Origin of the sequence: Bradyrhizobium sp. NAS80.1 (assembly GCF_001908205.1) — a bacterium.
In the GTDB taxonomy this organism is placed as follows: domain Bacteria; phylum Pseudomonadota; class Alphaproteobacteria; order Rhizobiales; family Xanthobacteraceae; genus Bradyrhizobium.
Genome location: NZ_LGHL01000152.1, coordinates 15540 through 28825, shown reverse-complemented (window position 1 = coordinate 28825; position 13286 = coordinate 15540). Strand labels below are relative to the sequence as shown.

16 protein-coding genes and 1 pseudogene are annotated in these 13286 nt (G+C 63.9%); 5 read left to right on the top strand and 12 right to left on the bottom strand.

Annotated elements, in window-relative coordinates; all coding sequences use genetic code 11:
* Nucleotides 1-254 precede the first annotated feature (254 nt).
* Nucleotides 255-503 (bottom strand): helix-turn-helix domain-containing protein, encoded by a 249-nt coding sequence (locus AC629_RS31315; protein ID WP_074120834.1) that lies wholly within the window; start codon nt 501-503, stop codon nt 255-257.
* Between the two features lie 283 nt (nt 504-786).
* Entirely contained in the window at nt 787-1554 is a 768-nt protein-coding gene (locus tag AC629_RS31310) for an SDR family NAD(P)-dependent oxidoreductase (RefSeq protein ID WP_084808696.1), read from the bottom strand.
* A 111-nt stretch (nt 1555-1665) separates the two neighbouring features.
* Between AC629_RS31310 and AC629_RS31305 the strand changes: the two genes are divergently transcribed.
* Both AC629_RS31305 and AC629_RS31300 read left to right on the top strand, forming a co-directional pair.
* Nucleotides 1666-2151, top strand: a complete 486-nt coding sequence (locus tag AC629_RS31305; protein ID WP_084808695.1) for a hypothetical protein — start codon at nt 1666-1668, stop codon at nt 2149-2151.
* A 61-nt stretch (nt 2152-2212) separates the two neighbouring features.
* Nucleotides 2213-2751 (top strand): annotated as a pseudogene (locus tag AC629_RS31300) (REP-associated tyrosine transposase).
* A 74-nt stretch (nt 2752-2825) separates the two neighbouring features.
* Here the strand turns inward: AC629_RS31300 and AC629_RS31295 are convergent.
* The 4 genes from AC629_RS31295 to AC629_RS31280 all read right to left on the bottom strand — a co-directional run bounded on the left by AC629_RS31295 (nt 2826) and on the right by AC629_RS31280 (nt 5004).
* Nucleotides 2826-3464 carry a hypothetical protein gene (locus AC629_RS31295; RefSeq protein WP_084808694.1) on the bottom strand — a complete coding sequence of 213 codons (639 nt, stop codon included), beginning with the start codon at nt 3462-3464 and terminating at the stop codon, nt 2826-2828.
* Nucleotides 3465-3557: 93 nt separating this feature from the next.
* A complete protein-coding gene (locus tag AC629_RS31290; protein ID WP_084808693.1) occupies nt 3558-3809 on the bottom strand; it encodes a hypothetical protein in 252 nt (83 codons plus the stop codon).
* 239 nt (nt 3810-4048) lie between these two features.
* Nucleotides 4049-4309: a hypothetical protein gene (locus tag AC629_RS31285; RefSeq protein ID WP_084808692.1), complete on the bottom strand. Its 261-nt coding sequence runs from the start codon at nt 4307-4309 to the stop codon at nt 4049-4051.
* 311 nt (nt 4310-4620) lie between these two features.
* Nucleotides 4621-5004 (bottom strand): RidA family protein, encoded by a 384-nt coding sequence (locus AC629_RS31280; RefSeq protein ID WP_084808691.1) that lies wholly within the window; start codon nt 5002-5004, stop codon nt 4621-4623.
* A 533-nt stretch (nt 5005-5537) separates the two neighbouring features.
* Between AC629_RS31280 and AC629_RS31275 the strand changes: the two genes are divergently transcribed.
* Nucleotides 5538-5972, top strand: coding sequence for a hypothetical protein (locus AC629_RS31275; protein ID WP_084808690.1), 435 nt, complete (start codon nt 5538-5540; stop codon nt 5970-5972).
* A gap of 42 nt (nt 5973-6014) precedes the next feature.
* On the opposite strand, the gene AC629_RS31270 is transcribed toward AC629_RS31275, so the two are convergent.
* Together AC629_RS31270 and AC629_RS31265 are read right to left on the bottom strand one after the other, a co-directional pair.
* Nucleotides 6015-6863, bottom strand: a complete 849-nt coding sequence (locus AC629_RS31270; RefSeq protein WP_084808689.1) for a hypothetical protein — start codon at nt 6861-6863, stop codon at nt 6015-6017.
* A 257-nt stretch (nt 6864-7120) separates the two neighbouring features.
* Nucleotides 7121-7816 (bottom strand): glutathione S-transferase family protein, encoded by a 696-nt coding sequence (locus AC629_RS31265; RefSeq protein ID WP_084808688.1) that lies wholly within the window; start codon nt 7814-7816, stop codon nt 7121-7123.
* A gap of 148 nt (nt 7817-7964) precedes the next feature.
* On the opposite strand from AC629_RS31265, the gene AC629_RS31260 reads away from it, so the two are divergent.
* A complete protein-coding gene (locus AC629_RS31260) occupies nt 7965-8402 on the top strand; it encodes a VOC family protein (protein ID WP_084808687.1) in 438 nt (145 codons plus the stop codon).
* A gap of 269 nt (nt 8403-8671) precedes the next feature.
* On the opposite strand, the gene AC629_RS31255 is transcribed toward AC629_RS31260, so the two are convergent.
* Nucleotides 8672-9199: a mismatch-specific DNA-glycosylase gene (locus AC629_RS31255; RefSeq protein WP_245332049.1), complete on the bottom strand. Its 528-nt coding sequence runs from the start codon at nt 9197-9199 to the stop codon at nt 8672-8674.
* A gap of 204 nt (nt 9200-9403) precedes the next feature.
* On the opposite strand from AC629_RS31255, the gene AC629_RS31250 reads away from it, so the two are divergent.
* The gene (locus tag AC629_RS31250) at nt 9404-9655 is read left to right on the top strand and encodes a DUF6429 family protein (RefSeq protein WP_084808685.1); all 252 of its coding nucleotides are present in this window, start codon (nt 9404-9406) and stop codon (nt 9653-9655) included.
* A 39-nt stretch (nt 9656-9694) separates the two neighbouring features.
* Here the strand turns inward: AC629_RS31250 and thiC are convergent, their stop codons facing one another.
* The 3 genes from thiC to AC629_RS31235 all read right to left on the bottom strand — a co-directional run bounded on the left by thiC (nt 9695) and on the right by AC629_RS31235 (nt 13133).
* Nucleotides 9695-11593, bottom strand: coding sequence for a phosphomethylpyrimidine synthase ThiC (gene thiC, locus AC629_RS31245; RefSeq protein ID WP_084808684.1), 1899 nt, complete (start codon nt 11591-11593; stop codon nt 9695-9697).
* 162 nt (nt 11594-11755) lie between these two features.
* On the bottom strand, nt 11756-12364 hold the full coding sequence (locus AC629_RS31240) for a thiamine phosphate synthase (RefSeq protein ID WP_084808683.1): 609 nt from the start codon (nt 12362-12364) through the stop codon (nt 11756-11758).
* Nucleotides 12351-13133 carry a thiazole synthase gene (locus AC629_RS31235; RefSeq protein WP_084808682.1) on the bottom strand — a complete coding sequence of 261 codons (783 nt, stop codon included), beginning with the start codon at nt 13131-13133 and terminating at the stop codon, nt 12351-12353. Before AC629_RS31235 ends, AC629_RS31240 begins: the two co-directional genes overlap by 14 nt.
* Nucleotides 13134-13286 lie beyond the last annotated feature (153 nt).

Genomic DNA, 13286 nt, shown 5'->3' with positions numbered 1-13286 from the left:
CCCGGATGACCCTGGGGGCCTGGCCGTCCCGGTTCGCCCTGCCGCCCGCGCGGCCCCTGAGGTCCCTGCCGTTTCTGTTCGTCTGCCACGCCAATGCTCCCTCTGCCGAAGCAAGCTACTTAGCGGCGTTTGACGACAGCAGCAATTCCGCCCGCCGGTCGCGACGGGCTTGGTCGACATCAATCGGTGGCGCTTGCCGGCGCCAGACGTTTCGCCGGGCAGCGCCGCGCGCAGAATGATCGCGGCGCCGCGCGCTAGTCGTGATACGCCGGCACCTCGATGCCGGAGGCAGCATAGATCCTGATCTTGTTGCGCAGCGTCCGTACCGAAAGGCCGAGCACGCGCGATGCACGCGTGCGGTTGCCGTCGCAGCGCGCGAGCGTCTGGAGTACGAGCTCGCGCTCGACTTCGTCGACGGTCGCGCCGATCAGGAGCGGAACGATCTGGTTGGGAGCAAGGACTTGCGCGCCCGGCTCGGACGCAGCGACATGAACAGTGGTCATCAACACACCTCCCGATCAACGCCCGCTTCCATCTTGGAAGCGGATCGAGAACAAAACGACCCCCAAGCCGTAGATCTACGGTGGGCGCGTTTGGTTAATGAAAGGTTAATCGCGGGCCATCACACCAATTGACCTTGGGATTGCCGCGAAGCAGCCGCGATTGGCACGAGATGCATAGCGATGCGGGCCGATCTTACTCCGCAATTTCCGTCATGCCCCGCCTTGTGCGCACTTGCGCACAAGGCGGACGATGACACTTAGCAAGATGGAGCGTTGCGCCCGCTCACACCGTCCGGTATCCGCCGTCCACCATCACGATCGTTCCGGTGACATAGGCCGACAGGTCCGAGGCGAGGAAGATCGCTGGGCCCACGATGTCCTCGGGCTTGCCGGTGCGCGCCAGCGGGGTGTGATCAACGAAGGCCTGCACCAGCGCCGGATTGGAGGCGCGCACATTGGCGTTGATGTTGGTCTCGATGAAGCCCGGCCCGATCGCGTTGACGCGTACGCCTTCCTTGCCGAGTTCGGCTGCCAGCGCCTTGGTGAAGCCGAGCACGCCGTGCTTCGAGGTAGTGTAGGCCGCCGAGCTCGGCGTGCGCAGATGCACGAAAGACTGGATCGAGCCGATATTGACGATGCGGCCCTTGGCTGCGCGCAACGGCGCGAGGAACGCTTGCGTCACGTTGAAGACGCCGTTGAGGTTGAGCGAGATGATGTCGTTCCAGTCCTTCGCCACCGTCTCCGTCTCCGCGGTGAAGGCGTTGCGGCGGGTGATGCCGGCATTGTTGACGAGGATCGAGACCTGTCCGACCTTGTCGGCGACTTGCTTTGCGAGAGCGAAGCAGTCGTCACGCTTGGTCACGTCGAGCGCAAAGCTTTCGGCCCGGCCGCCGGCCTTGCGGATCTCCTGGGCGGCTTCCGCGACCGTGTCGGCATTGACGTCGAGCAGCACGATCTGCGCGCCCTCGCGGGCGTAGCCGGCCGCGATCGCCCGGCCGATGCCGGAGCCCGCACCCGTGACGACGGCGATATGGTTTGCGAGCAATGCCATGACAATTTCCTTCCGGATTCGTTTCGAAGTTTCAAGAAAGGCTAACTCGAAATTAAGCGGTCGGAAACGGCGGCCTTGGCATACTGATCGCCATTGCTAAACGTTGCGCGCATGATGGAACGGCTTGAATCCTGGAAAGTGGCTCTCGAACGCCTGCGGTCGGCGGACTCAGCCGATTGGGCTGAGGCGGTCCGGCTTGTGGCCGAGATCGTGCGGATGAGCGTTGATGCCACGCTGCGGCAGGCAGCCGAGCAGGCGCTTCCGGTGCTGCGCCAGGCCGTCGAGAACGACGATCACAGCGTCTCGGTTGCGGCCCAGCGCCGCGTCGGCGTGATCCTCGAGGTCGTTCACGACCTGACGGCGCCGCGCTTCGGACGCCGCAACGCCATGCCGAAAAAACTCTCAAGTGAGGATCGAGCCCGCAAGGTGCTCGGCCTGCCGCTCGCGGTGCAGCTCACCTGCGACGACATCAACCAGGCCTATCGCCGTGCCGCCAAGGGTATGCATCCCGACCAGGGTGGCAGCGCGGAAGCGTTCATCGACCTAGCTGCTGCGCGCGACATCCTGATCCATCCCGGCGCGCACAAGGACGCGTGATGATCGACGTGCTATACCGTAGCCCGGATGAGCGAAGCGATATCCGGGACAGGTCAAGCCGATGGTTCTGTATCGCCGAAATTGTCTTCCTGGCGGCACGTACTTTTTCACTGTGACGCTTTTCGACCGCCGGTCGAGCATCTTGATCGAGAAGGTTCTCGCCCTGCGCGATGCCTTTCGGGCTGCTCGGAAGGAGCGCCCGTTCGAGCTCGATGCAATAGTGATCCTTCCGGATCATCTGCACGCCGTCATGAAACTTCCGTTGGATGATGCCGACTTCGCGGGACGCTGGCGCAGGATCAAGGGGCATTTCAGCAGTGCCTTGCTTCATGCCGGTGTAGACATAGCCCGCCACTCCAACGGAGAGCTGGTTTTGTGGCAACGGCGCTATTGGGAGCACACGATTCGTGACGAAGACGATTTCGCGCGCCATGTCGATTACGTCCACTTCAACCCCGTCAAACATGGTTACGTTCGGCGCGTCAGCGATTGGCCGCATTCGTCCTTTCACCGTTACGTGCGGGATTGCTTCCGGAGGACTGGGCGGGCGATGTCGGCGAGAGTGGGGACACTTTCGGCGAGCGTGCCGAGGGAGGCTGACCTGGGGCAGGCAGAAGTCCCGGATATCGCTTCGCTCATCCGGGCTACGGGAGGCGGGCTATGGGAGGTGCGCCTCAGCTCTTGTCGGCGCAGCTCGGATAGGGGGCGGCTTCGCCCGGAACGATCGGACAGAGGTCGATCGGGCTCAGATCGCGCAGGCGCGCCTGCCAGCGTTCGTCATTGACCGGCGGCTCGTCGGTTGCGGGGCCGCGCTCGGCCCACCGGACGGTGTAGTAGTCGGTCGCGCCCTTGAGTGTGATCACGAGCGCGGTCTCGCTGTGCCGCGTCGGGCCGCTGTCGATGCGGCCGCAGCCGATCACCACGACAAAGCCCTCGAAGCGCCCAAACCTCGTGGCGCCCAGCGGCTTCGCGACAAAGCTGTCGGGGCAGGCCGATTTGAAGCCGCCCGCGATCGTGCCCGCGAACTTTTCGGGCGATGCACCTAATGTCAGCGTCATGCCCTTCTCGCCGGTCACCGTGATCATCTGCGTCCAGACCTCGGGCGTCTCGTCCTTGAGCACGGCCTCGCGGATGTAGTGGTCGCCCTCGGTGTTCTCGAACACGGCGGTGAAATCCGACGGCATCGCGAAGCTGACGAGCTGGCCGAAAATCGGCGAGATCACGCGGAAGGATTGCGGGGCCTGTGCCTGCGCCGTTGCCGCGAGCAGAAGCAATGCGGCCAGAACTGTTGCTGTCGTCGTCGGCGTGCGCATCGATCTGCTCCAAAGCCGCGAGGTGGAAAACAATCGGGCAAGGACGCTAGCATCGCATCCTTGCCCGACCCTTGTCGTCCGCCGATCGAATTCTTACCAGCTGCAGTGGCCGTCCTTCAACGCATGGTCCTTCAACATGAGGGCGTCGCCGAAAGTCGGCACGGTCGCGCTGATGCGAAGGAAGTCGGAAGGCCACGGCGCGGTGGGAATGCTCTCGTCCCAGATCTGGCAGAAGCCGGTGTCCTGCCAGCGGATCAGGTGATAGCTGGCTTCGGCAGGGCTCGCAGCGACGAAGGCCGTGACGGCAAGACCCGCGGCAGCACACAGCACGGAAATACGACGCATGATCAGCTCCTCAAATGAAAGATGTGATGCGCCTCCCGACAATGACGGGGAGGGTGGTGCGGGACGATTTGGGGGGATACGCCCCGGACAAGATGTGAGTAGTTCCGCCGGCTGGCCAGGTTCAAAGAGCGTGCGAAGGAAATGCTGATTTGGGCCTGAAAACGAAAGGCCGCCCGCAAAAAGAAGAAGGCGGATCGCTCGCGCGACCCGCCCCTTGAATTCCAAATGTCGCGTGACGCCTAGAGCGTGCAGCGGCGCTCCGCGCGCATTTTGATCTGCAGGTCGGAGGCGGCCGTGAAGGTCGGGAGCGGCTTGCTGACGACCTTGTAGGTCGACGCGCCCCACTCGAACGGCTTGTACTTGAGGTCCTCGTTCCAGACCTGGCAGATGCCGGTGTTGTCCCAGCGGATCACGTAATAGCCGACCTTCGCCGAGGCCGGCACGGCAAAGACGGACGAGGCGATTCCGGCAACAGCACAAAGCGCAAGAGCGCGACGCATGAAATATCTCCTGATAACGGCTGATAACGGCGTGAGAAGGAAACTCGTGCGGCAAAACTGCGCGGCTGGCAAGCCGCGCGGCACCCGTTCACGGATATGTCAGGTGAAAGGACTTGCCGAGCTGCGCCTGCCGCACGCGCTGTCCTTCTGGTCCGAGCAGCCCGGACGGCGATTGGAAGCGCCGTCATCTCGACCATTTCCGTCATTGCGAGCACAGCGAAGCAATCCAGGCTGCCGCCTCGGAAAGACTCTGGATTGCTTCGCTGCGCTCGCAATGACAATGCAGAAACGCCGGTGCGCTGAATCGCGGCTTACTTCGCCAGCGAGGCCACCGCTTCGATCTCGATCAGCATCTTCGGATCGGGCAGCGCCTGCACCACGCAGGTGGTGCGTGCCGGATAAGGCGGCGGGCCGAACGCACCGGCATAGAGCGCATTCATGGCGGCAACGTCCGAGGCGCGGGTCAGGAGCACGTTGACCTTGGCGAGATCGTGGATCGTCGCGCCGGCTTCCTCGAGCACGCGCTTGATGTTGATGACGACGTTGGCGAACTGCGCCTCGAATCCGTCGGACAGCGTGCCATTGGCGTCGAAGCCGGGAATGCCGGAGATGAACAGGAGGTCGCCGACACGCGTGGCAAAGGAGAGCGGGGGCGCCTTGACGCGCGGCGGGGCTGCAAAATGCTGGATCGGCATGGGTCACCTCGGACGAAGGGCTGAGCGGCATGAGCGTAGCGGCAGGTCGGGCCTGCTCCAACAAAAAATGCGAAAACAACCCCATGCAAAGTAGAAATGGCTGGCGAATTGAATTCGGTAAGACCGAAAAAGTATTTGACCCGTCGGGCGAAACACTGGCAGAATTGTACGATGGCGGCGGCGTCGGTGTGTCGAAGCGTGACGGCCGAGGCACGCAGCATGAATGGCGAAATGGGCAGGTTACGGCAGGTCTTCGCCTCTCCCCGCGCGCGGGGAGAGGCCGGGATTTGCGTGAGCAAATTCCGGGTGAGGGGGGAGCCTCCGCGAATCTAATCGTCACCGTTTGCGCGGATAGAGCCCCTCACCCCAACCCTCTCCCCGTAAGAACGGGGCGAGGGGGCGGACCGTGCAAGCGGGGAGAGCGGTGCACCGCCACGCCCCGCCCCCCCATCATTTTGCCGCCGCGATCCATCGGATAGATTCGCCTCATCTGATTCGATTCCACCCTTGAAAAATAGCCCCCGGAGACGCCCATGAAGATCGCTTCCACCGTCCGTGCTGCGCTCATCGCCATCGCTGCCCTTGCCGGCCTCTCGAGCGCGGCGCAGGCCGACGGCGGCACCGTGGTGCTGACGATCTACAAGGCGGGCTGGATCATCGGCGGCTCGGGCGGCTCCGGCGTGCTCAACTTCCGCGGCCGCTCCTATTCGCTCTCGACCGGCGGGCTCGACTACGGCCTCGTCTTCGGCGGCTCCAAGACCGTGCTGCGCGGCCGCGTCTCCAACATCAACCGCCCCTCCGATGTCGCCGGCGTCTATGGTGCCGCCGGTGCCGGCCTCGCCGTCGGCGCCGGCGCGCGCGCCATCGTGCTCACCAACCAGAAGGGCGCTGTGCTGGAGCTCTCCGGCACGCAGGTTGGCCTGATGGCAAATGCGGATCTGAGCGGGCTTGCGATCACGATGCGGTAACGCGCGGCCGAACCCGCCGGCGCGTTACCCCATCGACACTTGCTACCGTAACTCCGGCCGCAATTGCACTGGCGACTGCCGCTGCACTCTGGCCTGCGTCGTCGGTGGCGGCGTCGGCGTGCGCGCGGGGGCGGTCACGGGCCGTGGCAAGGGTGCCAGTGTCGCCGCCCGCTGGTTCTGTTCGGCGGTGGCAACGAGACGCGCCACCTGTTCCTGGCTGGCCTTGACCTGTTCGGCAGTATTCGCCTGGTCGCGGGCCAGCTGGTCCTGGCTTGCTTTGAGCTCGTCGATCTTTTGCAGCACGTTGGCGAGATCGTGCGACATCGTCTCGAGCAACTGTGTCAGTTCGGCGGGTATCGCAGCCGCGGTCGGCGTCACCTCTTGCGGTGCGGTCTGAGCCGCAGGTGGGGCTTGCGAAAGGGTCGTATCAGCCGTAGCCAACCGAATGGAAGGTGCGTCCGGCTGGACGGAGGCCTGTGTTTTTTCGCTCGGCAGCACCGAAGCCGAAACCGCTTGCGGCGCCCAGCGGGAAATCATCTTCCGCGTCGCTTCGCTGGCGAACTGCGAGGCAAAGGCAACGCTGAAGATGCACGCCGCCAACAAGAGGCCGATCAGGCCGCGTAGCGCCGACCCGTGTCGGGAGGGCCGGCGGCCGGGCTGATCGCCGGCCTCAGTCCCCAACCTGGACATCCGCTGGTTCATACGTGCGAGTTGTTCATCGGCGAGCGCGATCTGTTTATACGCATGCGCGAGCCTTTCATCGGCGCGCGCAACCAGCTCCTTGTCCGGCGCGGACAGTTCCGATTTCTGCGTGGACGGTCCCGGATCGACAGCGGGTGGATCAGCCTGCTTGATGTCTGGGGTGGACTGCATTTCCGGCGTGGACTGCATCTGCGCCTCCTGCCCGGGTTAACGCTGAATGAGGTGAGTCGCCCGATTTCCGTGTTACACACTCCCCAGTGCAGCTTTGACCAAAGCAAGACTGAGGCATGGAAACTCTGGGGCCGATTTTGGGCGATAGCCTGTCAGCCGCCGATGGAGGCGGGATGTTCGCCGGTCACAAAGCACGGTCGCTCCACACGCGACGGCGCAAGGCGTAACCCACCACTTCAGGTGAACCCGCGGAAACCAGGTGGTGGTTTCCTACGCTACTTTGCAGTGACCGCCGCGTGGATCGTCTCGCAATGCGCAACGAGATTTGCGTGCCCGTCAACGAACGCTTTCAGCGGCGTCGGGATCGGCAGGAAATAGATGTTGGCGATGAAGCCGTAGATGCCGGCATCGATGCTGGTCGGCGCTTCGCAGTGCACGAAGCCTTGCGCCGGCACGATCTCGGCCAGCACCTTCAGATCAGTGAGACCCCGCGCGTAAGCCTGCTCGGGCGTGTAGCGGCCGATGCCCTGGAAATAATAGCGCTGTGCGTTGTACGCCTTCGCCTTTTCCAGCCCCTCGGCATTGAGTTGCGGATGCTGCGCGATGAAGGCGTCGCGGAACGCCGGATAATAGCGCTCGTCCTTCCAGCGCGAATACGACATCACCCAGTAGAGATCATCTAACATGCGCGTGACGAGATGATTGGTCCGCCGCTGCTCCGGCATGAGTGCCGCATCGATGGTCAGGCGATATTTCGCGGTGGCGTGCGCAATGATCGTCTCGCTGTCGCCGATGGTCTCGCCGTCGTCGACGACGTAGGGAAGCTGCCCGCGCGGCGCGGCGGAGGCATCGAACAGGTGCTCGTGCACGAACTGCACGCCCGCGAGTTTCAGGAAGGCGTAGACCTTGAGGCCATAGCCGTTGTTGTCGGCGACCCCGAACAGTTCCGGGTAGGAGTAGAGGGTCAGCATGGGCGGCTCCTCGACCGAGTACCTCCGGGCCCATCATACAGGATGGCAAAAAAAATGATCCGGGCCTGTCGGATACCGGCCTCGTTCTTCGTCCTCCGGGCGTTCCTGCGCCCACGCGCCCGCTTTCAACATCAAGGATGCCCGAAAAATGACCTCCATCACGCCGTTCCTCTGGTTCGACAACAACGTCCCGGAGGCCGTCGCCTTCTACAAATCGGTGTTTCCCAACGCCAAGGTCGAGGCCGTCAGCGACTTCATGGCGGTGTTCGAGCTCGAAGGGCAGCGCTTCAACGCACTCAATGGCGGGCCGCAGCACCGTTTCAACGAGGCGGTGTCCTTCTTCATCAGCGTGGAGACGCAAGGTGAGGTGGACTATTTCTGGAGCCGCCTCACCGCCGACGGCGGCGAGGAATCCCGGTGCGGCTGGCTCAAGGACAAGTTCGGCCTGTCCTGGCAGGTGGTCCCATCAGCCCTTCAGCGCTACCTCGGCGACCCCGACCGCACCAAGGCGAACCGCGTCATGCAGGCGATGATGAAGATGAGGAAGATCGTGATCGCGGATCTCGATAAGGCGTATGCGGGGTGAGGGCGGTATGCCGTGCCCCGGACGCAGCGCAGCGCGCCACCTCTTCGCGGCGTGGTGCGCTGCAGAGCCGGGGCCTATGCCAAGCGCGCACCTGAGCTTCTGGGTCCCGGGTCTGCGCTACGCTTGCCCGGGACACGAGAGTCGTAGCTTGGGCACCGCGCGCCGCGCCCACCCTACGAAGTTACTGCGGGTGTGGCGTTGTAGCCCGCATGAGCGCAGCGACATGCGGGTCAAGCGCCAACCCCGGATATCGCTTGCGCTCATCCGGGCTACGCTCGCTCGCCCTGCGTACCGATCCACTTTGCTAGCTCCTGCCACGGCTCCAGCGTCCAGTGCCCGGACGCAGCCCCGGACGGTGACGATAGCACGAAGATCTCAGGCAGGCTTCCATCCGATGGCTGCCGCCCGAGCGAAATCACGCTCGACGGCTTGCCATAAAACAGGCTCGCAGCCTTCTTGCTCGTGAACGCAATCGTTTTCGGCCGATACTTTTCGATCTTGGCCCTGAACCCCGCCACGTCGATCGTTTCAGCCGCGATCTGGTGATCCATCCCGGCGCCCGACTTGGAGAGATCGGTGAAGCCGATCCCGAGCTCGAGCAGCGCGGCGAACTCGCCCGGCTGATAGCGCCGCGGCGTGATTCCGGCCTCATGGATCGCGCGCCAGAAGCGGTTGCCGGGATGGGCGTAGTAATGCCCGAGCGCGGCCGAGCGGGTGCTGGCGGCGGTGCCGACGAAGACGAGGCGGAGGTTGGGGCGGAGCTGGTCGGGCAGACGGTGGGGTGTGCTCTTAGGCAAATCAATTATCCGCAGCGTTGTAGCCCGCATGAGCGAAGCGACATGCGGGGCAGCTGCAAGTCCCGGATGTCGCTTCGCTCATCCGGGCTATGCTCGTTCCAAAGGACTAACGAGCGTTGGAACGCGCGCGGCGCGTTGGAGGGCCATTGCGGATTGCCTATTGCCGACTAGGATCGCCCCAACACTGTTCTGTGGGAGGTAGCGATGGCCATCAACAAGGACAAAATCGACGACGCAGCGTTGGCCTTGCTCTACCTGACCTTGCACGATGACTATCGGGCATGGAAGGGCTTCGACTGGGGTGTGCTCGGCCGGTTGCATGACAAGGGAATGATTGATGATCCCGTTGGCAAGGTAAAGTCGGTGGTGTTCACGCACGAGGGGCTAGAGCGCGCGAAGATGCTGTTCAAGGAGTTGTTCGAGGAACAAGATCCTGGTGGAAAAGGCCGGGCATAAGCCCGGCCCTTTTGGAGTGAGATACCGGGAGCCAAGCCCTCACAGCGCCCGATTGCTCTCCTTCACCTTCTCGGCGTCGAGATACACGTTGCTGCCCATCTCCTTGAACTTCTCGCTCATCTGCTTCATGCCGTCCTCGACGGTGCCCTGCATCGACATGCCCACCGAGTTCGGATCGTTCAGCGTCGCTGCGTAGTCCCGCACATCCTGGGTGATCTTCATCGAGCAGAATTTTGGGCCGCACATCGAGCAGAAATGCGCGACCTTGTGGGCTTCCTTCGGCAGGGTCTCGTCGTGGAAGCTCTTGGCGGTGTCCGGATCGAGGCCGAGGTTGAACTGGTCGGTCCAGCGGAATTCGAAGCGGGCACGGGAGAGGGCGTCGTCGCGCAGTTGCGCGGCGGGGTGGCCCTTGGCGAGATCGGCGGCGTGGGCCGCGATCTTGTAGGTGATGACGCCGGTCTTGACGTCGTTGCGGTCGGGCAGGCCGAGATGCTCCTTCGGGGTGACGTAGCAGAGCATGGCGCAGCCGAACCAGCCGATCATGGCCGCACCAATCCCTGAGGTGATGTGGTCATAGCCCGGCGCGATGTCGGTGGTCAGCGGTCCAAGCGTGTAGAACGGGGCTTCGCCACACTCCTTGAGCTGCTTGTCCATGTTGATCTTGATCTTGTGCATCGGCACGTGGCCGGGGCCTTCGATCATGACCTGGCAGCCCTTGTCCCACGCGATCTTGGTGAGCTCGCCGAGCGTCTCCAGCTCCGCGAACTGCGCGCGGTCGTTGGCGTCGGCGATCGAGCCCGGACGCAGGCCGTCGCCGAGCGAGAACGAGACATCATACTTGCGCATGAGGTCGCAGATCTCGTCGAAATGCGTATAGAGGAAGCTCTCCTTGTGATGCGCCAGGCACCACTTCGCCATGATCGAGCCGCCGCGGCTGACGATGCCGGTGACGCGGTTGGCGGTGAGGTGGATGTATTGCAGGCGCACGCCGGCGTGGATGGTGAAGTAATCGACGCCCTGCTCGCACTGCTCGATCAGCGTGTCCTTGTAGAGCTCCCAGGTCAGCTTCACCGGGTCGCCGTTGCACTTCTCCAGCGCCTGGTAGATCGGCACGGTGCCGATCGGCACCGGCGAGTTGCGCAAGATCCATTCGCGCGTGGTGTGGATGTTGCGGCCCGTCGAGAGGTCCATCACGGTGTCGGCGCCCCAGCGGATCGCCCACACCATCTTCTCGACCTCTTCCTCGACCGACGAGGTCACCGCCGAGTTGCCGATATTGGCGTTGATCTTGGTCAGGAAGTTGCGGCCGATGATCATCGGCTCGAGCTCTGAGTGGTTGATGTTGGAGGGGATGATGGCGCGGCCGCGCGCGATCTCGTCGCGGACGAACTCCGGCGTGATGAAGGCGGGCACTGCGGCGCCGAAGCTCTCGCCATCGGCCAGCGCCTGCTCCGCGCGCTCGAGCTGCTGCTTGCGGCCGAGGTTCTCGCGGGCGGCGACGTAGATCATCTCCTTGGTGATGATGCCGGCGCGGGCGAATTCGAGCTGGGTGATCTTGTGGCCGTCGAGGCCGCGGAGCGGCTTGTGATAGGCCGAGAAGGCGCGCGCCGCCTTGTCGGTGGAGACGCTGCCGTTGTCCTCCGGCTTGATCTGCCGTCCCTCATATTCCTCGACGCCGCCGCGCTCCAGCACCCATTGCTTGCGGTTGCGGGCAAGGCCGGCGTTGACGTCGATGGTCACGGACGGATCGGTGTAGGGACCCGAGGTGTCGTAGACCGGCAGGTTCGGCTCGCCGGCGCCTTCGGAGAGGATGATCTCGCGCAGCGGCACGCGCAGATCCGGCGCGGCCTCGGGCGATGCAAAGATCTTGCGCGAGGAGGGCAGCGGGCCGGTGGTAACGGCGGGAACGGTCTTGTCAGGATTGGAGCGGATGTTCATGGGATCCTCCGTTTTAATTCGTGTATGCGCTGTTGCTCTCGTCATCCTGAGGTGCGCGCTCTTGCGCGCCTCGAAGGATGAGCGAGCCGGGCCGTCGCCCTTCGAGGGCCGCTGAAGAAGCGGCCACCTCAGGGTGACGGATCAAATAGGGACGGACGCACATCACGCAGCCTCCTTAGTCTGGCCGAGCCACTGCCGCACTCGCGCATCCGGGTCGGCATTTTGCGTGACGTCGCTGACGACGGCGATGGAATCCGCGCCCGCGGCGAAGATCTCCGCGGCGTGCTCGAACTTGATGCCGCCGATCGCGACCAGTGGGATGGTGCCGATGCGCTTCTTCCATTCCGTAATCTTCGGAATGCCCTGTGGCGCGAAGCGCATGGATTTGAGCGTGGTGAAGAAGATAGGGCCGAGCGCGACGTAGTCGGGTTTTGCGGCGAGCGCGGTCGCAAGCTCCTCGTCGTCGTGGGTCGAGACGCCGAGCGACAGGCCGGCCTCGCGGATCGCCTTGAGGTCCGCCTCCGCCAGATCCTCCTGGCCGAGATGCAAATACTTTGCGCCCGCGACGATCGCCGCGCGCCAATAGTCGTTCACGACCAGCTTGGCTTGCGTGCCCTCGGTGATCGCAAGCGCATCGGTGACGATCTGGAGCGCGTCGGCGTCGTTGAGTTCCTTGGTGCGGAGCTGGATCGTGCCGACGCCGAGCTTGGTCAGGCGCTCAACCCAGGCGAGGCTGTTGACGACGGGGTAGAAGCGATCAGGATACGGCATGCCAGAACGGAGTCCCAACGACAGGGGTGGACGGGGAGGCGAAGTCGCGGGCGTTCATCAACCCGGCTTCATACGCAGTGCGGCCCGCGTCGACGCCGAGACGGAAGGCGTTCGCCATCGCAACGGGATCGGCGGCTTTCGCGATCGCAGTGTTGAGCAGCACGGCGTCATAGCCGAGCTCCAGCGCGTGCGCTGCGTGGCTCGGCGCGCCGAGGCCGGCGTCGACCACCAGCGTGATGTCGGGCAGCCGCTCGCGCAGCAGTTTGAGCGCATCACGATTGATGATGCCCTTGGCGCTGCCGATCGGAGCTGCCCATGGCATCACCACCTTGCAGCCGGCATCGACCAGACGGTTCGCAACCGAGAGATCCTCGGTGCAATAGGGAAACACTTCAAAGCCGTCCTTGATCAGGATGGCGGCGGCCTCAACCAGGCCGACGACGTCGGGCTGGAGCGTGTCGTTGTCGGCGATCACTTCCAGCTTGATCCAGCTCGTGCCGAACAGCTCGCGTGCGAGCTTGGCCGTGGTCACCGCCTCGCGCACGCTGCGGCAACCGGCCGTGTTTGGCAGCACGGTGACGTCGAGCTCGCGGATCAGCTTCCAGAAGGCGTCCCCGGTCTTGCCGCCAGCGGCCTCGCGGCGCAGCGACACCGTGACGATGTTCGAGCCGGAAGCGCGGATCGCCGCCTGCATGATCGCCGGTGAGGGATAGAGCGCGCTTCCGATCAGCAGGCGGGAGGCGAAGGTTTTGCCGTAGAAGGTCACCATGTCTTTAATTTCCTTGCGGGCAACAAGCGGGGACCGTCATCCTGAGGTGCGCGCACTTGCGCGCCTCGAATGATGACAGCAGCGCGCGCGGCCATCCTTCGAGGCGAGCCGAAGGCGGCTCGCACCTCAGGATGACGGCGGCGTTTGTTGCGA